Source organism: Pseudomonas sp. B21-017 (assembly GCF_024749245.1).
Taxonomy (GTDB): domain Bacteria; phylum Pseudomonadota; class Gammaproteobacteria; order Pseudomonadales; family Pseudomonadaceae; genus Aquipseudomonas.
In genome coordinates this window covers 6,013,928-6,035,113 of sequence record NZ_CP087194.1, presented here as the reverse complement: position 1 = coordinate 6,035,113, position 21,186 = coordinate 6,013,928, and the positions used below count along the sequence as shown (strand labels likewise).

The 21,186-nt window shown below is 60.6% G+C and carries 15 protein-coding genes; 3 read left to right on the top strand and 12 right to left on the bottom strand.

Annotation, left to right across the window (positions count from 1 at the left end):
• Positions 1 to 171: 171 nt before the first annotated feature.
• From LOY28_RS27460 to betI, 8 genes are all read right to left on the bottom strand, one after another.
• Positions 172 to 1,350 (bottom strand): NAD(P)/FAD-dependent oxidoreductase, encoded by a 1,179-nt coding sequence (locus tag LOY28_RS27460; RefSeq protein WP_258612775.1) that lies wholly within the window; start codon positions 1,348 to 1,350, stop codon positions 172 to 174.
• A 148-nt stretch (positions 1,351 to 1,498) separates the two neighbouring features.
• Positions 1,499 to 2,836, bottom strand: a complete 1,338-nt coding sequence (gene dbpA, locus LOY28_RS27455; protein ID WP_230139067.1) for an ATP-dependent RNA helicase DbpA — start codon at positions 2,834 to 2,836, stop codon at positions 1,499 to 1,501.
• Between the two features lie 230 nt (positions 2,837 to 3,066).
• On the bottom strand, positions 3,067 to 4,653 hold the full coding sequence (gene mdtD / locus LOY28_RS27450) for a multidrug transporter subunit MdtD (RefSeq protein ID WP_258612774.1): 1,587 nt from the start codon (positions 4,651 to 4,653) through the stop codon (positions 3,067 to 3,069).
• Positions 4,654 to 4,678: 25 nt separating this feature from the next.
• On the bottom strand, positions 4,679 to 6,028 hold the full coding sequence (locus LOY28_RS27445; protein WP_258612773.1) for a TldD/PmbA family protein: 1,350 nt from the start codon (positions 6,026 to 6,028) through the stop codon (positions 4,679 to 4,681).
• The gene (locus LOY28_RS27440; protein WP_258612772.1) at positions 6,028 to 7,470 is read right to left on the bottom strand and encodes a TldD/PmbA family protein; all 1,443 of its coding nucleotides are present in this window, start codon (positions 7,468 to 7,470) and stop codon (positions 6,028 to 6,030) included. The genes LOY28_RS27445 and LOY28_RS27440 overlap by 1 nt, the downstream gene beginning before the upstream one ends.
• 259 nt (positions 7,471 to 7,729) lie before the next feature.
• Complete coding sequence (gene betA / locus LOY28_RS27435; RefSeq protein ID WP_064620863.1) at positions 7,730 to 9,427, bottom strand: choline dehydrogenase; 1,698 nt, start codon at positions 9,425 to 9,427, stop codon at positions 7,730 to 7,732.
• 214 nt (positions 9,428 to 9,641) lie between these two features.
• On the bottom strand, positions 9,642 to 11,114 hold the full coding sequence (gene betB, locus LOY28_RS27430) for a betaine-aldehyde dehydrogenase (RefSeq protein WP_018928768.1): 1,473 nt from the start codon (positions 11,112 to 11,114) through the stop codon (positions 9,642 to 9,644).
• Between the two features lie 110 nt (positions 11,115 to 11,224).
• The gene (gene betI, locus LOY28_RS27425) at positions 11,225 to 11,818 is read right to left on the bottom strand and encodes a transcriptional regulator BetI (protein WP_018928769.1); all 594 of its coding nucleotides are present in this window, start codon (positions 11,816 to 11,818) and stop codon (positions 11,225 to 11,227) included.
• Between the two features lie 380 nt (positions 11,819 to 12,198).
• On the opposite strand from betI, the gene LOY28_RS27420 reads away from it, so the two are divergent.
• Positions 12,199 to 14,148: a BCCT family transporter gene (locus LOY28_RS27420; RefSeq protein ID WP_231508959.1), complete on the top strand. Its 1,950-nt coding sequence runs from the start codon at positions 12,199 to 12,201 to the stop codon at positions 14,146 to 14,148.
• Positions 14,149 to 14,404: 256 nt separating this feature from the next.
• Here LOY28_RS27420 and choV read toward each other — a convergent pair whose 3' ends face one another.
• The 3 genes from choV to LOY28_RS27405 all read right to left on the bottom strand — a co-directional run bounded on the left by choV (position 14,405) and on the right by LOY28_RS27405 (position 17,439).
• Complete coding sequence (gene choV / locus LOY28_RS27415) at positions 14,405 to 15,583, bottom strand: choline ABC transporter ATP-binding protein (RefSeq protein WP_018928771.1); 1,179 nt, start codon at positions 15,581 to 15,583, stop codon at positions 14,405 to 14,407.
• Positions 15,580 to 16,425 carry a choline ABC transporter permease subunit gene (gene choW / locus LOY28_RS27410; RefSeq protein ID WP_018928772.1) on the bottom strand — a complete coding sequence of 282 codons (846 nt, stop codon included), beginning with the start codon at positions 16,423 to 16,425 and terminating at the stop codon, positions 15,580 to 15,582. The genes choV and choW overlap by 4 nt, the downstream gene beginning before the upstream one ends.
• A gap of 66 nt (positions 16,426 to 16,491) precedes the next feature.
• Positions 16,492 to 17,439: a choline ABC transporter substrate-binding protein gene (locus LOY28_RS27405; protein WP_018928773.1), complete on the bottom strand. Its 948-nt coding sequence runs from the start codon at positions 17,437 to 17,439 to the stop codon at positions 16,492 to 16,494.
• A 436-nt stretch (positions 17,440 to 17,875) separates the two neighbouring features.
• Here LOY28_RS27405 and LOY28_RS27400 point away from each other — a divergent pair, with 436 nt between their 5' ends.
• Both LOY28_RS27400 and LOY28_RS27395 read left to right on the top strand, forming a co-directional pair.
• The gene (locus LOY28_RS27400) at positions 17,876 to 19,252 is read left to right on the top strand and encodes an L-serine ammonia-lyase (RefSeq protein WP_018928774.1); all 1,377 of its coding nucleotides are present in this window, start codon (positions 17,876 to 17,878) and stop codon (positions 19,250 to 19,252) included.
• 490 nt (positions 19,253 to 19,742) lie between these two features.
• A complete protein-coding gene (locus LOY28_RS27395) occupies positions 19,743 to 20,846 on the top strand; it encodes a GlxA family transcriptional regulator (protein ID WP_007975492.1) in 1,104 nt (367 codons plus the stop codon).
• A gap of 64 nt (positions 20,847 to 20,910) precedes the next feature.
• Here the strand turns inward: LOY28_RS27395 and LOY28_RS27390 are convergent, their stop codons facing one another.
• Positions 20,911 to 21,174, bottom strand: coding sequence for a hypothetical protein (locus LOY28_RS27390; protein WP_018928775.1), 264 nt, complete (start codon positions 21,172 to 21,174; stop codon positions 20,911 to 20,913).
• Between the last annotated feature and the right edge of the window lie 12 nt (positions 21,175 to 21,186).

Below are 21,186 nucleotides of genomic sequence, written 5' to 3'. Positions count from 1 at the left end.
CACTAATGACGCCGACGCAATGGCGCCGATCACATCAGACAGCAAAATCTGTTCCTTCCTCGTTCTGTGTTGCCTGTCAGGACGTCTTCGCGGGCAAGCCTCGCTCCTACAGGGATTTAGGTGACCCTTGTAGGAGCGAGGCTTGCCCGCGAAGAACGATAACGCGATCGGTCAGACGTATTGCGCCGCCGCGTAACCGGAGGCCCAGGCCCATTGGAAGTTGAAACCACCCAGATGCCCGGTGACGTCGAGCACTTCACCGACGAAATACAGGCCGGGGCTTTTCAGCGACTCCATGGTCTTGGATGACACTTCGCGCGTGTCGACGCCACCCAGGGTCACTTCGGCCGTGCGGTAGCCCTCGGTGCCGGCCGGCACGACTTTCCAGCTCGCCAGTTTTTCAGCGATGTCTGCAATTTCTGCGTGGGTGTATTGCTTCATCGGTTTGGAGACGAACCAGTTGTCTGCCAGCAAGTTGGCCATCTTCTTGGTGAAGATCTCACCGAGCAGGGTTTTCAACTCGCTGTTCGGGCGTTCGACTTGCTGCTGTTGCAGCCAGCTCGGTACGTCGTGATCCGGCATCAGGTTGATCTCTACCGTGTCGCCGGATTCCCAGAACGAAGAAATCTGCAAAATCGCCGGGCCGCTGAGACCGCGGTGGGTGAACAGGATGTTCTCGCGGAAACTCTGGTCGTTGCAGCTCACCAGGCAATCCACCGACGTACCGGACAGCTCGGTGCACAGCTCCTTGAGCTGATCGGTGATGGTGAACGGTACAAGACCGGCGCGGGTCGGCAGCAGGTCGTGGCCGAACTGCTTGGCCACCTGATAGCCGAAACCGGTGGCGCCGAGGGTCGGAATCGACAGGCCGCCAGTGGCGATCACCAGGGATTGGCAAGTGATCTGGTCCAGCGTGGTATCCAGCAGATAACCGCTTTCGAGCTTCTCGATGGTCTGGATCGAGGTGTCCAGGTGCAGGCTGACGCCAACCTGATTGCACTCGTCGAGCAGCATGTCGAGGATGTCGCTGGATTTGTTATCGCAGAACAACTGGCCGAGTTTCTTCTCGTGGTACGGCACGCCGTGTTTGGCCACCAGAGCGATGAAGTCCCACTGGGTGTAACGTGCCAACGCAGATTTGCAGAAATGTGCGTTCTGCGAGAGGAAATTGCTCGGCTCGGTGTACATGTTGGTGAAATTGCAGCGGCCACCGCCCGACATCAGGATTTTCTTGCCGGCCTTGTTGGCATGGTCAAGCAACATCACCTTGCGCCCGCGCCCGGCGGCGGTCAGCGCACACATCAACCCTGCGGCGCCAGCGCCAATGATCACGACTTCGGTAGAGCGCAAAACGGTGTCCTCACATAAATCTCAGAGCTAACGGCGATCCCGTAGGAGCGAGGCTTGCCCGCGAAGAACGATAACGCGTTGCATCAGGTGTACCGAGTTTTCGTTCTTCGCGGGCAAGCCTCGCTCCTACAGGGGGGGCGGTGCGGTTTTACAAAATGCGAACGCGCAGCGAACGGCCTTTGATTTTACCGTCGTTCAGACGCTGCAAGGCTTGCTTCGCGATCCCGCGTTCCACGGCCACATAGGCCTGGAAGTCGAAAATCGCGATCTTGCCGACCTGGGCGCCGGGAATGCCCGCCTCGCCGGTCAGTGCACCGAGAATGTCACCCGGACGGACTTTGTCTTTACGGCCCGCACCAATGCACAGCGTGCTCATCAGCGGCAGCAGCGGACCGCCGCCCTGGGACGTGAGGTTATCCACCTGATCCCAATTCAACGGCGACTTCTGCAGTTGCTCGATGGCTTGGGCGCGATGCGCTTCGGACGGTGCGACCAGGCTGATCGCGATGCCTTTCTCACCGGCACGACCGGTACGGCCGACACGGTGAATGTGGATTTCCGAGTCACGGGCCAGTTCGACGTTGATCACCATGTCCAGCGCATCGATGTCCAGGCCGCGTGCGGCGACGTCGGTGGCAACCAGTACCGACGTACTGCGGTTGGCGAACATGGCCAACACCTGGTCGCGGTCACGCTGTTCCAGATCGCCGTGCAGGCCGACGGCGGAGATGCCTTTGGACGTCAGGTGATCGACGGTTTCCTGCACCTGCTGCTTGGTGAAGCAGAACGCCACGCAGGACGCCGGACGGAAGTGGCCGAGCACCTTGGTCACCGCGCTCATGCGCTCTTCCGGGGAGATTTCGTAGAAGCGCTGCTCGATCTGCGTGTCGTCGTGGAACGCCTCGGCCTTCACTTGCTGCGGATTACGCATGAACTTCGACGCCAACTGCTTGATGCCCACCGGATAGGTGGCGGAGAACAGCAGGGTCTGGCGACGTTCCGGGCACTGGGCGATGATTTCTTCGATGGAATCGTAGAAACCCATGTCGAGCATGCGGTCGGCTTCGTCGAGGATCAGCGTGTTCAGGCCGTGAAGCACCAGCGAACCCTTGCGCAGGTGTTGCTGGATGCGCCCTGGAGTGCCGACGATGATGTGTGCGCCGTGCTCCAGCGAGCCGATCTGCGGGCCGAAAGACACACCGCCGCACAGGGTCAGGACCTTGATGTTGTCTTCGGCACGGGCCAGGCGACGGATTTCCTTGGCGACCTGGTCGGCCAGCTCACGGGTCGGGCAGATGACCAGTGCCTGGCAACCGAAGAAGCGCGGATTGATCGGGTTCAACAGGCCGATACCGAAGGCGGCGGTCTTGCCGCTGCCGGTCTTGGCCTGGGCGATCAGGTCCATCCCCTTGAGGATCACCGGCAAGCTTTGCGCCTGGATCGGCGTCATCTGGGCATAACCGAGGGAGTCGAGGTTAGCCAGCATGGCGGCGGACAGCGGCAAAGTATTAAAAGCGGTGGCGATGGTGGTCACGGGACTGGCCTGCAAAACAAAATGTCGCGCAGTGTATCAGTCCCAGGCTCTCCACCTGCAAATTCTGGACGAATAGCCGTAGCAGCTGTCGAGGTACGAGGCTGCGTTGCGTGTCCGCAGGACCGCCCCGGGAGGCCGCTTCGCAGCCCAACGCAGCCTCGTGCCTCGGCAGCTGCTACGGGTCAGTGCTCGATATCGTGCTCACGGCTGACCATCCGTCGGCCGTCCTTTGGTGAAAGTTGCGAGAAGATCGTTGCAGCCAGCATCGCCATGATTCCTACCGTCACAAACGTCAGCTGGAACGCGCCCAGCACCGTGTCCACGTCGTCATTGCCCATCTCCGCCGTGAATCCGCCGAGCAGCGCACCGGCGCACGCCACGCCCAGGCTCAGGGACAATTGCGCTACCACCGACAGCAAACTGTTGCCGCTGCTGGCGCTGGCGTCGTCGAGGTCGATCAGTGTCACGGTATTCATCGCGGTGAACTGCAAGGAGTTGATCGCCCCCAGAATCGCCAACTGGCCCAGCAACAGCCAATACGGCGTCTGCTCGCTGACCAGACCCATGCTCGCCAGCATGATCCCCAGCGCCAGTGTGTTGCCGGTCAGCACGATGCGGTAGCCGAAACGTTCGATCAACGGCCGCGCCACCGATTTGGCGACCATCGCGGCCGCGGCCAGGGGCAGCATGCTCATCCCGGCCTGTGACGGCGAATAGCCCAGCGCCACTTGCAGCAGCAACGGCACCAGGAACGGCAATGCGCCGCTGCCCAACCGGGCGAACAGGTTGCCGAGGATGCCCACGGCAAAGGTCCGGGTCTTGAACAGCGATGGCGCAAACAGTGGATTGTCGATGTGCCCGGCCCGCAGCCAATAGGCCGCCAGACAGGCCATGCCGGCAAACAACAGCAACATCACCCGCAAGTGCGGCAGACGCAGTTCGCCGAGGCCTTCCATGGCGATGGTGATCAGCACCATCGCCGCGCCGAACAGCAAGAAGCCCAGGCTATCGAAGCGGGTGCGTTCACTGCCGCGCAGGTCGGGAATGAATTTCCATACCGCGTAGCAACCGATGACACCCACCGGCAGGTTGATCAGGAAGATCCAGTGCCAGGTCAGGTATTGCACCATCCAGCCGCCCATGGTCGGGCCGATCAGCGGGCCGAGCAGGCCGGGAATGGTGATGAACCCCATGATCCGCACCAGATCCGAGCGCGGATACGCGCGCAGCACTACCAAGCGTCCGACCGGCAACATCAAGGCGCCGCCCAGGCCCTGGATCACCCGGGCGCCGATCAGCATGCTCAGGGTGCTCGACAAGGCGCAGAGCAATGAGCCGATGCTGAACAACAGGATGGCGCCGAAGAAGATTTTCTTGGTGCCGAAACGGTCGGCGATCCAGCCGGAGGCGGGAATCAGCAAGGCGACGGTGAGCATGTAGGCGATGATCACACCCTGCATGCGCAGCGGGTCTTCGGCCAGGTCCCGGGCCATGGCGGGGAGGGCGGTGTTGAGGATTGTCCCGTCGAGGGACTGCATGAAGAAGGCAATGGCCACGACCCATGGCAACCAGCGGGCGGTGACGGCGTCGAGAGGTGGGCGGTTGGGCATGGGGCCTCTTGTTAATGCAGATTCGTGGCTGGCGCTGAACCCTGTGGCGAGGGAGCTTGCTCCCGCTCGGCTGCGTAGCAGTCGTAAATCCGGTGAATGCGGTCTGTCTGATAGAGCACATTGCCGGTCTGGGGCCGCTTCGCAGCCCAGCGGGAGCAAGCTCCCTCGCCACAGGTTTTTGTGTTTACAGGGTCAAGGTCAATCGGCTGACGAGCGCTCCCGGCAGCAATGCCGAAGACGTGTTCCGCTGACTGTAGGTGCTGGCCGACAACATCAGCTCGCGTTCCTCGGTCAACGCTTCCAGCTGCGAACCGAGCAGGCTGTAGGCGCTGTCATCGAAACGCATGGTGCTGACCGGTGCCTGAATCTCGCCGTTCTCGACCCAGAAGGTCGCGAACCGTGTCATGCCGGTCAGGCGCGCTGCCGGTTGGTCCGAGTAGTTCAGGTACCACAGGTTGCTGATGTACAGACCTGTGCCCAGTTGCTTGAGAATCTCGGCGTCAGGCAAAGAGCCGGCCGCCATGTTCAATGCACTTGGGGCTTCACCGCCGCCGGCGCCGTTGGCGGTCAGGCCGTATTCGGCGGCGCTGCGTGAACCGACCAGTTGCTCGCCCGCCTTGCCCTCAACAATCAGCCGCAGATCACTGCGTGGATAACCTTCACCGGAGAACGCCGGGCTCAGGGAGCCGCTGACTTTTTCATCCAGGGACACCAACGGGCTGAACGAGCTGTCGCCACCGTAGAGCTTCTGCAACGGACTGCTCTTGCTGGCAATCGACTGCGCCGAGAACCCGCCCCAACTGAGCATGCCCATGATTTCTTCCAGGGCTGCCGGCGCGAGGTAGGCGCGGTACTGACCCGGCGCCAGCGTGCGCGTTGGCCGACCCAGAAACGCCAACTGCTCGCGGGCCTGCTGGAAACGCCGGGCAAAGCCTTCGCTGTTCCAGTCGTGCCCGGCATAGCTGGCTTTCACCGCCTGACCGTTTTCATGGAACAGGCTGAAATCGAAGTTGAAGCTATTGGCCTGATGCCAGCCGAACGCGCCCGAGGAGCTGGCGAAGCCGCGACTGATCGGCCCGGCGGCATAGAAACCGACCAGATCCAGCCCCTCGCCGGCCTGAGTGATTTCAGCGACCACCTGCTCGGTGTCCGGCAGCGGATGATCCTGCACGTTGTTGCTCTGCCAGTCGTCATGGTTGAGCAGCAGGTACGGGTCCTGAGGCAGCAACGGCAGGGTTTCGCGCAACTGTTGTAGCCCCTCGGCCAGACGCTGAAGGTCGACTTCCGGATCGCCCGACAACGTGATATCGAGGTCGGCGTGGCGGCCGTCGTTGATCAGTTTGAAGCCGATGCTTGCCTGCTGCACCTGCCCGGCCTGACGCACCTTGGCGTGGTTGAAGCGCACGAAGGCCGACGATTCGGCGGCGTAGCTGAGGGTGAACTGCTCAGGCGTGCGCAGTGCATCGCGCAGCCAGTCGACCAAGGCCTTGAACGAATCGGCCTGGTTTTTTGAAGTGCTCGTGGACGTACTCATCAGGCATCTCCCCCAAACACATCAACGTTGCTGAACACACAGGCCGGCGACGCATGGCCGACACGGATCACCTGGTTCGGTTCGCCCTTGCCGCAGTTCGGCGTCCCCAGCACCTTGAAGGTGCTGACGTCACCGACGGCGCGCAGGCTCTTCCAGAATTGCGCGGAAATCGCCCGGTAGTTCGGGTTCTTCACCACGCCTTTGAGTTCGCCGTTTTCGATCAACTGGCCCCATTCGCAACCGAACTGGAATTTGTTGCGCGCATCGTCGATGGACCACGAACGGTTGGTGCTCATCAAAATGCCGTGCTCGATGTTGCCGATCAGTTGCTCAAGCGGCTGATCGCCGGGCTCGATGTTGAGGTTGGCCATGCGGTCGATCGGCGGACGGTTCCAGCCGCAGGCGCGGCTGTTGGCCACGCCGTCGAGGCTGGCCCGGAACTGCGAGAGCGCGCCGCCCAATGGTCGCAGCAGCAAACCTTGCTTGATCAGGAATTGCTTGCTGGCGGCGGTGCCTTCGTCGTCATGGCCGTAGCTGGCGAGCTGTTCGGGGATGTCCGGGTCGAATGTCACGTTGAGCAGTTCGGAGCCGTATTGCAGGCGGCCGAAGTCTTGCGCCTTGACGAAACTGGTGCCGGCGTAATTGCGCTCGTCGCCCAGGATGCGGTCCAGTTCCAGCGGGTGACCGATGGACTCGTGGATCTGCAGCATCATCTGGTCGGGCATCAGCAACAGGTCGCGCGGGCCTTGCGGGGTGTTCGGTGCCAGCAGCAATTGCAACGCCTGGTCGGCGACTTTCGGGCCGGCGCCGATCAGGCCGCAGCGGCTGATCACATCAAAGCCGCCCTGCTGACCGAAATTCTCGCGGCCGAGGGTGCGGGTCTGGCTGTCGTTACCGTCGTAGGCGGTGACGTCCATGCTCGGGTAGACGAAGCGCTGGGCCTGGCGCAGTTCGGCGCCGGCGCTGTTGAGGTAGATCTGCTCGACGTTGGTGATACCGATGCTCGCCTGCCAGTTCACCAGGCGTTCGTCCTTGGGCACGGCGGCGGATTCGGCGCCGAGCAGTTGGTAGCAATCGCTGAGAGACGGGAAGGGTTGGTCGAGGCTCGGCGAGAAATAGTCGGCGCGCTCGCTGGAAACCGCTTGCTCACGCAAGTCGAGGAGGGCGTGTGGCTTGAGTCGACGGGCTTGTTGCTCGGCCTTCTCCAGCGCGGCTTGCAGCCCGGACTGGGACAAGTCGTTGGTCGCGGCATAGGCTTCGACGCCGTTGACCCGAACGGTCAGCATCGCCCCTTCGTCCCGGCTCAGGCTCGGTGGTTCGGCGACGTTCTTGCGCACTGAAAGATACTGACCGGATTCGCGAACATAACGCAGCGAAAAGAATTCAGCGCCCGTGCGCAACGCAGCGAAGCGCTGCTTGAGCTGGGGGTGGAAATCGAACATTCGGGAACCTCCTTGGTATGGAGTGGCGGCGAATCGGTGTTGCGAGGGGGGGAAACGTTTGCGTGGCGCTAGATTAGGCCTGCGTGGGGGGTAGGATCAAGTGAAGAGCGGTGTAGGAAGAGTTGAGGTTGGGTGAGTCAGGAATTTATCTTATTGCTTGGGCGGACGCTTTCGCGGGCAAGCCTCGCTCCTACAGGGCGAATGCGATTCCCTGTAGGAGCGAGGCTTGCCCGCGAAGGCCGCGCCTCGGTGTTACGGCTTACTGAGCGCTCACATCCCGCAACGGCTTGCCCTTCACCGGTGCACCGCCGGCCACGTAGTACTTGGCCTTGCTGCGCGGCAATGGTTTGCGACCGCGGATCTTGTCGGCGATTTTCTCGGCCATCATGATCGTTGGTGCGTTCAGGTTGCCGGTGGTGATGATCGGCATGATCGAAGCATCGACCACGCGCAGGCCTTGCATGCCATGCACACGACCTTCGCCATCGACCACGGCCATTTCGTCGGTGCCCATCTTGCACGAGCAGGACGGGTGGAACGCGGTTTCGGCGTGCTCGCGGATGAACTTGTCCAGCTGCTCGTCGGTTTGCACGTCGATGCCAGGGCTGATTTCCCGACCACGGAAGGCGTCCAGTGCTGGCTGTTGCATGATTTCACGGGTCAGGCGGATGCCGTCGCGGAATTCCTGCCAGTCCTGCTCGGTGGCCATGTAGTTGAACAGGATGCTCGGGTATTCGCGCGGATCCTTGGACTTGGCCTGGATGCGGCCGCGGCTTGGCGAACGCATGGAACCCATGTGCGCCTGGAAGCCGTGCTCTTTCACGCCGTTGCTGCCGTTGTAGTTAATCGCTACCGGCAGGAAGTGATACTGGATGTTCGGCCATTCGAATTCCGGGCGGGTACGAATGAAACCGCCGGCTTCGAACTGGTTGCTGGCGCCGATGCCGGTGCCGTTGAACAGCCACTCGGCACCGATGGCCGGCTGGTTGTGCAGGAGCAGCGACGGGTACAGCGAGACCGGTTGGGTGCAGGCGTATTGCAGGTACAACTCGAGGTGATCCTGCAGGTTTTCACCGACGCCCGGCAGGTCGTGGACCACCGGAATATCAAGCTTTTTCAGCAGTTCGGCCGGGCCGACACCGGAGCGTTGCAGGATCTGCGGCGACGCGATGGCGCCGGAGCACAGCAACACTTCTTTGCGGGCACGGACTTCAACGCGTTCTTCGGCGGCACCGATCAGGTAACGCACGCCGACTGCACGCTTGCCTTCGAACAGAATCTTGTCGGTCAGGGCGTGGGTGACGATGGTCAGGGTCGAACGCTTCTTGGCGATGTCCAGGTAACCGCGAGCGGTACTGGAGCGACGGCCTTTCGGCGTCACGGTGCGGTCCATCGGGCCGAAACCTTCTTGCTGGTAACCGTTCAAGTCTTCGGTACGCGGGTAACCGGCCTGCACGCCTGCTTCGACCATCGCGCTGAACAGCGGGTTGTTGCCGGCTTTGGGCGTGGTCACGCTGACCGGACCGTCGCCACCGTGGTAGTCGTTCGGGCCGATGTCACGGGTTTCCGCCTTGCGGAAATACGGCAGGCAGTCGAGGTAAGTCCAGTCTTCCAGGCCTGGCAGTTTCGCCCAGTTGTCGTAGTCCATGGCGTTGCCGCGGATGTAGCACATGCCGTTGATCAGCGAAGAACCACCCAGGCCCTTGCCGCGACCGCATTCCATCCGGCGACCGTCCATGTGTGGCTCTGGATCGGTTTCGTACGCCCAGTTGTAGCGACGGCCTTGCAGCGGGAACGCCAAAGCCGCTGGCATTTGTGTGCGGAAATCCAGACGGTAATCCGGGCCGCCCGCTTCGAGCAGCAGGACGGTGACGCCTTCGTCTTCAGTCAGACGGGTCGCCAGGGTGTTACCGGCGGAGCCGGCACCGATGATGATGTAATCGAATACTTGGGACATTGAATGCACCCTCTTTGAAGTTGGTCAGGTCGCGGTCGCGGATTTGTCACTTACTGTGGCGAGGGAGCTTGCTCCCGCTCGGCTGCGCAGCAGTCGCAAATCAGCGACCGTGTTCTGTCTGAATGAGCGCTGAACCTGAAGTTGGGGCTGCTTCGCAGCCCAGCGGGAGCAAGCTCCCTCGCCACAAAGGCCCCAGCTTCAGGTTCGCGTCAGATCAGAAAACCGAGGCGTAATCGCCCAGTTCGACCTGTACCGATTTGATGCGTGTGAAGTTGTTCAGCGAGCTGATGCCGTTCTCACGGCCCACGCCCGACTGCTTGTAGCCGCCGACCGGCATCTTGGCGTCGGACTCGCCCCAGGCGTTGATCCAGCAGATACCGGCTTCCAGTTGATGAATCACGCGGTGCGCGCGGTTCAGGTCTTTGGTAACGACGCCGGCAGCCAGACCGAAGTCGGTGTCGTTGGCGCGACGGATCACTTCTTCTTCGGTTTCGTAGGTCAGGATGCTCATCACCGGGCCGAAGATTTCTTCGCGCACGATGGTCATCTCGTCGGTGCAGTCGGTGAACACGGTCGGGGCCACGAATGCGCCTTTGGCGAATTCGCCGTCGGTCAGACGAGCGCCGCCGCACAGCAGGCGAGCACCTTCTTCCTTACCTTTGGCGATGTAACCCAGCACGCTTTCCATGTGGGCGAAGCTGACCAGCGGGCCGAAGTTGGTGTTTTCGTCTTCCGGGTTGCCAACGCGGATGCGTGCAACGCGCTCAACGATCTTGGCTTCGAACGCGGCTTTCAGGTGGCTCGGGACGAACACGCGAGTGCCGTTGGTGCAGACCTGACCGGAGCTGTAGAAGTTGGCCATCATCGCGGTGTCGGCGGCGCGATCGAGGTCGGCGTCGTCGAAAATGATCAGCGGGGATTTGCCGCCCAGTTCCATGGTCACGTCTTTCAGCGTGGAGGCGGAAGCGCTGGCCATGACTTTCTTGCCGGTGTCGGTGCCGCCGGTGAAGGATACTTTTTCGATGCGTGGGTGTTCGGTCAGCCAGGTGCCGACTTCACGGCCGCTACCGGTCAACACGTTGAACACACCAGCCGGCAGGCCGGCTTCGGTGTAGATCTCGGCCAGTTTCAGGGTGGTCAGCGAGGTGACTTCGCTTGGCTTGAAGATCATCGCGTTGCCGGCCGCCAGGGCTGGAGCGGATTTCCACAGGGCGATCTGGATCGGGTAGTTCCACGCGCCAATACCGGCCACGATGCCCAGCGGCTCGCGACGGGTGTAGACAAAAGAGGTGGTGCGCAGCGGAATCTGCTCGCCTTCGATGGCCGGTACCAGACCTGCGTAGTATTCCAGCACGTCAGCGCCGGTGACGATGTCGACGTAACGGGTTTCGGAGTACGCCTTGCCGGTGTCCAGGGTTTCCAGGGCGGCCAGTTCATCGTTGCGCTCGCGCAGGATGTCGACGGCACGACGCAGGATGCGTGAACGCTCCATGGCGGTCATCGCGGCCCAGATTTTCTGGCCCTTTTCGGCACTGACCACTGCACGCTCGACGTCTTCCTTGGTCGCACGCTGTACGGTTGCGAGGACTTCACCGTTAGCCGGGTTGATGGCTTCGAAGGTGGCGTCGCTGCTGGCGTCACTGTAGCCGCCGTCGATGTAGAGTTTTTGCAGTTCGAAACGGGCCATAAAGTCCTCGCAAGTGCATAAGTTGGTTGGCGTTAACCACTGGGACGTGCCGTGTAGCGTTGGCGACGCTGATCAGTGGCGTTCAGGGGCTGAGCGGTTTTATGTGTGCTCTAACTCACCTGCTTGGCCAATTGGATATCCATGTATTCGTAAGCGATTCTTTGCGCCTGCTCGGTGTCGAAAGCATCTCCCGACAGCGCGCCGCGCAACCACAAACCGTCAATGAGGGCTGCCAGGCCCCGGGCGGCGCTGCGCGCTTGATCAAGCGGCAACGCACGGCGGAACTGGCAGCACAGGTTGGAATACAGACGGTGATCGTTGATCCGCTGCAACCTGTGCAAAGACGGCTGGTGCATGCTGGTGGCCCAGAAGGCCAACCAGGTTTTCATTGCCGGGCCATTGACCTGGCTGGCGTCGAAGTTGCCTTCGATAATCACCTGCAGATGCGCCCGTGGGCTGTCATCTGCCATCGCCTGACGGCGCGCGGTGACGTTCTCGCTGAGGACGCTCATCAGATACCGCATCGTGGCGGCGATCAGGCCATTCTTGTCCTGAAAATAGTGACTGATGATGCCATTCGAGACACCGGCCAAACGGGCGATCAGCGCAATGCTGGCGTCCCCCATGCCGACCTGATCGACGGCCTGTAGCGTGGCTTCGATCAATTGCTGGCGGCGGATGGGTTGCATACCGACCTTGGGCATCTTGCACATCTCCTTAGGCCTCCCGGTGGACGAAATACGCCTACCGGATTGAGGGCCAGTCTATTTTGTTTTGATTGAACGTTCAATCAACAAAGAATAAGATCTGCGACAATTCGTCGCTGCTTACAGATTTTTCCTACGTGTAAATGACGATAAACCGACATCCAAAAATGCTCGAAACCCATACGCAGACGCGTTCCAGGGGCTTCGGGCTTTTTTCGGGGTGTCTTTATATCACCCGCCGGTCGGCTGCCAACTAATCGATTGGTCGGGTACCGCGTTGCCTTGTGTTCTTCTCTCGCACTGCCCGGAGCATCTGTGCCATGAGTTCTGCCTCTCTAATAAAGACCCCACCCGAGAAGGTGATGGTCAACGGTTGGGTGTTCTACACCTCTACCGCGCTGATCCTGCTGTTGACCGCCATTCTGATCGTCGCCCCGCAAGAGGCCGGCAGAATGCTCGGTATTGCCCAGGCCTGGTTGTCCCGCAGCTTCGGCTGGTACTACATGGTAGTGATCGCCGCCTACCTGGTGTTCGTGGTTGGCCTGGCGTTTTCGTCTTATGGCAAGCTCAAGCTGGGCAGCAAGGACGATACCCCGGACTTCAGCTACGGCGCCTGGGCGGGGATGCTGTTCTCGTCGGGTATCGGCATCTCGCTGTTGTACTTCGGTGCGTCCGAGCCACTGGACCATTACTTCAACCCGCCGGAAGGCGTCGCCGGCAGCAACCTTGCCGCACGTCAGGCAGTGCAGCTGACGTTCCTGCATTGGGGCCTGCATGGCTGGGCGATCTACGCCTTGGTCGGCCTGGCCGTGGCGTACTTTGCTTATCGTCATAACCAGCCGTTGGCCTTGCGTTCGGCGCTTTATCCGTTGGTCGGCGAGCGTTGGGTCAAAGGCGCGGCCGGTCATGCGGTGGATGGCTTCGGCATGTTCGTGACCCTGCTGGGGCTGGTGACGAACCTGGGGATCGGTTCGCTGCAAGTGTCGTCGGGGCTGGAAAACCTGTTCGGCATGGCACACAGCAACACCAACCTGCTGATCGTGATCATCGTGATGAGCACCGTGGCGACCATCGCCGCTGTGTCCGGCGTGGAAAACGGCATTCGCCGTCTGTCCAACCTGAACATCGTGCTGTTCAGCGGTCTGCTGATTTTCGTGCTGTTGTTCGGCCCGACCCTGCACCTGCTCAACGGCTTTGTGCAGAACATCGGTGACTACCTGAATGGCGTGGTGCTGAAGACCTTCGACCTCTACGTGTACGAAGGCGACAGTGAGAAGTCTGACCGCTGGCTGGGCCTGTGGACCCTGTTCTACTGGGCCTGGTGGATTTCCTGGGCGCCATTTGTCGGCATGTTCATCGCGCGTATTTCCCGTGGCCGCACGGTGCGTGAGCTGGTCGCCGGTGTGCTGCTGATCCCGCTGGGTTTCACCCTGGCATGGCTGTCGATCTTCGGTAACTCGGCCCTGGACCTGGTGATGAACCATGGGGCGGTGGAGCTCGGGAAGACGGCGCTGGAACAGCCATCGATGGCGATCTACCAGTTGCTTGAGCATTACCCGGCGTCGAAAGTTGTCATTGGCGTGTCGATTTTTGTCGGTTTCGTGCTGTTCCTGACCCCGGCGGACTCCGGCGCGGTGATGATGGCCAACCTTTCGTGCAAGGGCGGCAACGTCGACGAAGACGCGCCGCACTGGCTGCGGATTTTCTGGTCGGTGGTGATCACCCTGGTGACCATCGGTCTGCTGTTCGCCGGTAACTTCGAAGCCATGCAAACCATGGTGGTGCTGGCGGGGCTGCCGTTCTCGGTGGTGCTGGTGTTCTTCATGTTCGGTTTGCACAAGGCCATGCGCCAGGACGTGCAGATCGAACAGGAGCAAGCGGAACTGGCGGCGCGTGGTCGTCGTGGTTTCAGCGAGCGTCTGACCCAGCTGGATTTGCAGCCGAATCAGTCGATTGTTCAGCGTTTCATGGACAAACAAGTCAGCCCGGCGCTGGAAGAGGCCGTGGTTCAACTGCGTGGCAAGGGCCTGAACGTGCAAACGTTGCTGGGTAAAGCCAAGCGTTGCATGGGCCTGCGGATCGAGATGGAAGAGGGCAACCCTTTTGTCTACGAAGTGAGCCTGGACGGTTATCTGGCGGCGGCGAGTGAAGCGGTGTCGGCCGAAAGTGCCGATGAACCGCGCGCACGTTACTACCGCGCCGAGGTGTACCTGCACAACGGCAGCCAGGACTATGACTTGATGGGCTTCACTCAGGATCAGATCACCCGTGACGTGCTCGATCAGTTTGAAAGCCATCGGCAGCTGCTAGGCCGGGTTTATAGCTGAGGTTTGAGGTGATGCGGTGCACAAGCTGCACCGCAGATCCATTGTGGCGAGGGGGCTTGCCCCCGTTCGGCTGCGAAGCAGTCGTAGATCCTGGTTACGCGATCTATCTGAAATACCGTGGTGTCTGGATTGGGGTCGCTCCGCAACCCAGCGGGAGCAAGCTCCCTCGCCACAGTTGTCGGTATTCCAGACCTGATATCTGCACAAACAAAAACGCCGCGATCATCTCGCGGCGTTTTTGTGTCTGCTGTCTTGCTTACCCCAGGTTCTTGCCGAGCAGCGCGTGGTACAGCTCGCTGTCGCCCAGGATCCCGACCACTTTGTTGTTGTCGTGCAGCACCAGCTTGTTGCCGGTCTGGTAACGAATCTGCAGCGCATCGCGCATGCCGATGTTGGAGTCCACCAGCGTTGGTCGACGGCCCAGGGCTTCAACCGCTTGCCCAGGTATCCATTTCTGCAGATCCAGGCTCGAGCCGTTCTGGCGCGCGCCTTTGATGGTGTTGCCTTCGGCCAGGTCCAGCCACGAATCGCCGCCCGGATCCAGGCACACCGAACCGTTGATGCGTTTGCAGTTGTCCAGGGTGCGCATCAGGCTGCGACCACACAATACGTTCAGCGGATTGGTGTGGGCGACGAAGGTGCGCACGTAATCGTCCGCAGGGTTCAGGACGATTTCTTCCGGCACGCTGTACTGGATGATCCGGCCGTCTTTCATGATCGCGATACGGCTGCCCAGCTTCAGGGCTTCATCGAGGTCGTGGCTCACGAAGACGATGGTCTTGCTCAGCTTGTTTTGCAGTTCCAGCAGTTCATCTTGCAGGCCTTGGCGAATCAGCGGGTCGAGGGCCGAGAACGGTTCGTCCATCAGCAGGATGTCGGCGTCCATCGCCAGCGCACGGGCCAGGCCGACACGCTGCTGCATGCCGCCGGAGAGCTCATTGGGTTTCTTGTTGCGCCACTGGGTCAGGCCCACCAGCTCAAGCTTCTCGTCCACCAGTTTGCGGCGTTCTTTCTCGGGGCGACCCTGCATTTCCAGGCCGAAGCTGATGTTCTCGCGCACCGTCAGCCAAGGCATCAGGGCGAACTTCTGGAACACCATCGCGATGCGCTTGGTGCGCATCATCTTCAGTTCCGCCGGGGTGCAGGACGCGATGTCGATCTGCCGGCCTTCGTGTTCGACGAACAACTTGCCACGGCTAACGGTGTTGAGGCCGTTGATGCAGCGCAACAGGCTGGATTTGCCGGAGCCGGACAAGCCCATCAGTACGCAGATTTCACCTTTCTCGATGTCCAGGCTGGCCTTTTCGACACCGACGATTTGCCCGGTCTTTTTCAGAATCTCGTTGCGGGTCATGCCCTGGTCGAGCAGTTTGAGAGCGGCGCGTGGATCTTTGGAGAAGATCACGTCCACGTCTTCGAAGCGAATAATGCTCATGCGTCACCCCCTACTTTGGCTTCGGGTTGTTTGCAGATACGGTCGAGCATGATCGCCAGCAATACGATCGCCAGGCCTGCTTCGAAGCCCAGTGCGATATCAGCAGTGTTCAGTGCGTTGACCACAGGTTTGCCCAGGCCGTCGGCGCCCACCAGTGCCGCAATCACCACCATCGACAACGACAGCATGATGCACTGGGTGATACCGGCCGCGATGCTTGGCATGGCGTGGGGCAGTTCGATGCGCGAGAGCAACTGACGGCGCGAGCAGCCAAAGGCTTTGCCGGCGTCCATCAGTTCGTCCGGAACATCGCGGATACCCAGGTAGGTCAGGCGGATGGGCGCGGCAATCGCGAACACCACCGTCGAGATCAGACCCGGGACCACACCCAGACCGAAGAGGGTCAGGGTAGGAATGAGGTACACGAAAGTCGGTACGGTCTGCATCAGATCGAGCACCGGCCGCATCAGTGTGTAGAACATCGGTTTGTGCGCGGCGACGATACCCAACGGCACGCCGATCACTACGCAGACCAGGGTGGCGAACAACACCTGGGCGAGGGTTTCCATGGTTTCCTGCCAGTACCCCAGATTGAGGATCAGCAGGAAGGAGGCGATGACGAAAACGGTCAGGCCCCATTTGCGTTGGATGAAATGTGCCAGTAGTGCGATGAGGCCGATCAATGCCAGCGGGTTGAACCAGGTCAGCGCAAAAGTCACGCCGTGGATCATCGTTTCCAGTGACACGGCGATGGCGTCGAAGGTGCTGGCGCCGTGTTGCGTCAACCATTCAACGAAGCTCGCGATGTACTGGCCTAAGGGTATTTTCTGATCAATCAGCATGGTAGTGAACGTCCGCATGCAAGGAAATAAACAGCCCGGGCAGGCGAGCCTGCCCGGCGTAAGCGATTACTGCGCGAGCTTGGCTTTCACGGCCTCCAGGCCTGGTTTACCGTCAATGGTGGTCACGCCAGCGAGCCAGGTATCGAGCACCTGTGGGTTCTTTTTCAGCCAGGCCTTGGCGGCCGCTTCAGGCTTCATCTTGTCGTCCAGGATGTTGCCCATCAGCGTACTCTCCATGTCGACGGTGAACTCCAGGTTTTTCAGCAGTTGGCCGACGTTGCTGCACTCTTGGGTATACCCCTTGCGAGTGTTGGTCGCAACGGTGGCAGCACCGAAATCCGGGCCGAAGAAGTCATCGCCACCGGTCAAGTACTGAATCTTGAAACGTTTGTTCATCGGGTGCGGTGCCCAGCCGAGGAACACCACGGCGGTGTCGCGTTTTTGCGCACGGTCGACTTGCGACAACATGCCCGCTTCGCTGGACTCGACGACTTTGAAACCGGCGGTTTTGAGACCGAAGGCGTCTTTGTCGATCATGCTCTGGATCAGACGGTTGCCGTCGTTGCCTGGCTCGATACCGTAGATCTTGCCGTCGAGTTCTTTCTTGAATTTGGCGATGTCGGCAAAGTCATGCAGCCCTTTGTCGTACAGCGCTTGTGGTACGGCGAGGGTGTATTTGGCACCTTTGAGGTTGGTGCGCACGGTTTCCACGGTGCCGGCATCCCGATAGGCCTTGATGTCGTTTTCCATGGTCGGCATCCAGTTACCCAGGAACACGTCCATGTTCTTGCCGTCGGCCAGGGACTTGTAGGTCACCGGCACGGAAATCATCGTGGTCTTGGTCTTGTAGCCGAGGGCGTTGAGCACAACGCTGGTGGTCGCGGTGGTCGCGGTAATGTCCGTCCAGCCGACATCGGAGAAGTTTACGGTGCTGCATTGGGCCGGCTCTGCGGCTTGAGCCAGGAACGGCAGACTCAGCATGGCGGCCAACAACAACGACGGGGAACCTTTCATAGGGGCGACTCCTAAGTGTTTTTTTTGGCAGTGTTCCGACTGGACCACCGCACTTATCTGTTGCGGTTGGATGGCGTTTTGGAGACAGCTCTACCACAGCGCCTTGCAATCGAGTCGATACGATCATGTACCAGTGAAAATCTGACGCCTACAGGGTGCGTCGTAACCAGTACAGGGATGGTCGCATCCAGTGTCGGTGACGTCGTTTACAGCTTTTTTCAGCCCGATTTGCCCCGCTGATCCGCAAAAAAACGGCGAAAACATTGCGTAAGAGACCTGCGGCGCTAGTGGGCATGAGTGCGTCGGTGTGAGACGTTGAACGACATGGTAAAAGCCTGATGATGCGGCCATCTCGACGGATTGCAGCTTGAGCGTAGCAGCTCCGTCACTGGGCGCTTTTGCGCCTGGAGCAGGCACATCCAGGAGTTCAGCAGTAATGGCTATCAGCGTTTTCGACTTGTTCAAAATCGGCATCGGCCCTTCCAGTTCGCACACCGTGGGGCCTATGCGCGCCGCGGCGCTGTTCGTGCAAGGTTTGCGCGAGCGGGGGCTTCTGGAGCAGGTGTGTCGCATCGAAGTTCAGCTATACGGATCGCTCTCGGCCACCGGCATCGGCCACGGCAGCGACAACGCGGTGATCATGGGGTTGATGGGCGAGTGGCCCGACGCGATCGATCCGTCGCAAATCGGCATCCGTATAGAAGCCTTGCGTGAAACTCACACGCTATTGCTCGACGGCCGCTTGTCGGTCCCGTTCATCTGGGCTCGGGACATGCGTCTGATCGACGAGAACCTGCCGTTCCATCCGAACGCCATGACCCTGGTCGCCGAAGGCGATCACGGCGAGCTGCATCGCGATACCTACTATTCCATCGGCGGCGGTTTTGTCGTCGACGAGGCGCAAGCTTCCAGCGGTGTGGTGGATCTGGATAACACCGTGCTGCCTTACGACTTCTCCAGTGCCGTCGAATTGCTCAGCCTGTGCAAGAAGCACAACCTGCGCGTGGCCGAATTGATGATGGCCAACGAGAAAGTCTGGCGCAGCGAAGAAGAAATCCGCAGTGGCCTGATGAAGCTCTGGCGCGCCATGCAGGATTGTGTGGAGCAAGGCCTCAAGCACGAAGGCATCCTGCCCGGCGGTCTTAATGTGCGCCGTCGCGCGGCCAAGTTGCACCGCAGCTTGCAAGAGCTGAACAAGCCCAACGTGATCGGCTCGACCTTGAGCGCGATGGAGTGGGTCAACCTGTTCGCGTTGGCGGTCAACGAAGAAAACGCTGCCGGCGGGCGCATGGTAACGGCGCCGACCAACGGTGCGGCGGGGATCATTCCGGCGGTGTTGCACTACTTTATGAAATTCAGCGAGGCAGTGACCGACGCCAATGTGGTCGATTACTTCCTCAGTGCCGCGGCGGTAGGGATTCTGTGCAAAAAGAACGCCTCGATCTCCGGTGCCGAAGTCGGTTGCCAGGGTGAAGTCGGTTCGGCTTGCGCCATGGCGGCGGCCGGGTTGGCGGAGGTTCTTGGTGCCACGCCGGAGCAGTTGTGTAACGCGGCGGAAATCGGCCTGGAGCATAACCTCGGCTTGACCTGCGACCCGGTGGGCGGGTTGGTGCAGGTACCGTGCATCGAGCGCAATGCGATTGCTGCGGTGAAAGCGATCAACGCCGCGCAGATGGCGCTGCGCGGTGACGGCCAGCACTTTATCTCGCTGGACCGGGTGATCCGCACCATGCGTGATACCGGTGCCGACATGCACGACAAATATAAAGAGACGTCGCGCGGTGGCTTGGCGGTTAGCGCGGTGGAGTGCTGAAACCGAGTTGACCTGTGGAGAGGGGGCAAGCCTCCTCTCCACAAAGACCTCATGCACTACACAAGACCAGTCAAAACTGCGCACCAATTGAACACGCGCATCAAAACGCGCCACCTTTTGGCGCGTCGCAAACAGGCAAGCCCGGCTCCCCGGTCGGGGATCAAATTCAAACCCTGACCGTTCGTCACCTGTGCCAGCGGTGACACTCTTGACCGCCGCGTCGCAGACCTGTTCCCACAAGTGCTACCGATTTGCTCACACGCAACGGGGGCACGGGTTTGGGGCCTTTGATGGCACTTTTAACCTCTTATCTCTGCGCGCCATATCTAGACGCATCGCGACGTCGTTTTCAGGAGTTATTGAACGCGCATTCAATTTAGGCATGGCAATTGCTCTGTCATTACAAAGCCCGTCTCCCACGCGAGAACGATGGCAATAAAAAGAGCCTCCGCCTGAGGCCATCACCCGCTTTGTGTGAGGAGATACCGCGATGACGACGTTCAACTCCGGGGCCCAACCCCAGAACCGTGCGCCTCAATCCATCGGCTTTCTGCTGCTGGACAATTTCACGCTGATTTCTCTGGCCTCCGCAGTAGAACCCCTGCGCATGGCCAACCAATTGTCCGGTCGCGAGCTGTACCGCTGGACCACGCTCACCGTCGATGGCGGTCAGGTCTGGGCCAGTGACGGCCTGCAGATCACCCCCGACGCCTCCATGCACAAAGCACCACCCATGGACACCGTCATTGTCTGCGGCGGTATCGGCATTCAGCGCACCGTAACCCGTGAGCATGTGTCGTGGCTGCAAAGCCAGGCGCGTCAGTCCCGTCGTCTCGGCGCGGTCTGCACCGGCAGCTGGGCCCTTGCGTGCGCCGGCCTGCTGGACGGTTTCGATTGCAGCGTGCACTGGGAATGTCTGGCCGCTATGCAGGAAGCTTTCCCGCGAGTGGCCATGAGCACCCGGCTGTTCACCCTCGACCGTAACCGGTTCACCAGCTCCGGCGGCACCGCGCCGCTGGACATGATGCTGCACCTGATCAGCCGTGATCACGGTCGTGAGCTGTCGGCCGCGATTTCGGAGATGTTCGTTTACGAGCGCATCCGCAACGAGCAGGATCACCAGCGCGTGCCGCTCAAGCACATGCTAGGCACCAACCAGCCGAAACTGCAGGAAATCGTGGCGCTGATGGAGGCTAACCTCGAAGAGCCGATCGACCTCGATGAACTGGCGGTTTATGTCGCCGTTTCGCGTCGTCAGCTGGAGCGGCTGTTCCAGAAATACCTGCACTGCTCGCCGTCGCGTTACTACCTGAAACTGCGCCTGATCCGTGCTCGGCAATTGCTCAAGCAAACGCCGATGTCGATCATCGAAGTGGCGTCGGTGTGCGGGTTCGTGTCCACGCCGCACTTCTCCAAGTGCTACCGCGAATACTTCGGCATTCCGCCGCGTGACGAGCGCGTAGGCTCCAATACCACGCAACAAGTGGCGATGATGCCGCTGCCGCAAGCACTGGTGCTGTCGCCGTTGTCCGGGCCGCTGTCGGCGTTGAGCCAGGCGCGTAATGAATCGACGTTTGCCAGCGTAAGGCTCTAAACCAGGCAAACTATTGTGGCGAGGGAGCTTGCTCCCTCGCCACAAAGTGTTCACACCCCGGAAATCAGGCGCTATGGCTCTGTTGGTACTGCGCCAATGCCGGTAACAGTTGCTTGTCAATGGCCTGACGCACGGCCGGCTGGATTGACGCGCTGCTGGTGTACATCTGCTTGACCATGGTCCGCAGTTCGATTGCCCGCTCGTTGTTCAAGCCCCGTACTGCGCATTCGCAGGCTTGCTCGGCGGTTGCGCCGGGGGGCACTGAAAACCCCAACGCTTTCAGCTGGCTCAACAGGTCTTCCTGGTCTATCAAATCGGCGTACATCATGACGCAATCCTT

Coding starts and splice junctions, on each gene's coding strand:
- choV (WP_018928771.1), bottom strand. CDS start 15,583: ATGAGCATTATTCGCTTCGAAGACGTGGACGTGATCTTCTCCAAAGAT.
- betI (WP_018928769.1), bottom strand. CDS start 11,818: ATGCCCAAGGTCGGTATGCAACCCATCCGCCGCCAGCAATTGATCGAA.
- LOY28_RS27440 (WP_258612772.1), bottom strand. CDS start 7,470: ATGTTCGATTTCCACCCCCAGCTCAAGCAGCGCTTCGCTGCGTTGCGC.
- LOY28_RS27405 (WP_018928773.1), bottom strand. CDS start 17,439: ATGAAAGGTTCCCCGTCGTTGTTGTTGGCCGCCATGCTGAGTCTGCCG.
- LOY28_RS27445 (WP_258612773.1), bottom strand. CDS start 6,028: ATGAGTACGTCCACGAGCACTTCAAAAAACCAGGCCGATTCGTTCAAG.
- dbpA (WP_230139067.1), bottom strand. CDS start 2,836: ATGCTGGCTAACCTCGACTCCCTCGGTTATGCCCAGATGACGCCGATC.
- LOY28_RS27395 (WP_007975492.1), top strand. CDS start 19,743: ATGACGACGTTCAACTCCGGGGCCCAACCCCAGAACCGTGCGCCTCAA.
- LOY28_RS27390 (WP_018928775.1), bottom strand. CDS start 21,174: ATGATGTACGCCGATTTGATAGACCAGGAAGACCTGTTGAGCCAGCTG.
- choW (WP_018928772.1), bottom strand. CDS start 16,425: ATGCTGATTGATCAGAAAATACCCTTAGGCCAGTACATCGCGAGCTTC.
- betA (WP_064620863.1), bottom strand. CDS start 9,427: ATGTCCCAAGTATTCGATTACATCATCATCGGTGCCGGCTCCGCCGGT.
- betB (WP_018928768.1), bottom strand. CDS start 11,114: ATGGCCCGTTTCGAACTGCAAAAACTCTACATCGACGGCGGCTACAGT.
- LOY28_RS27400 (WP_018928774.1), top strand. CDS start 17,876: ATGGCTATCAGCGTTTTCGACTTGTTCAAAATCGGCATCGGCCCTTCC.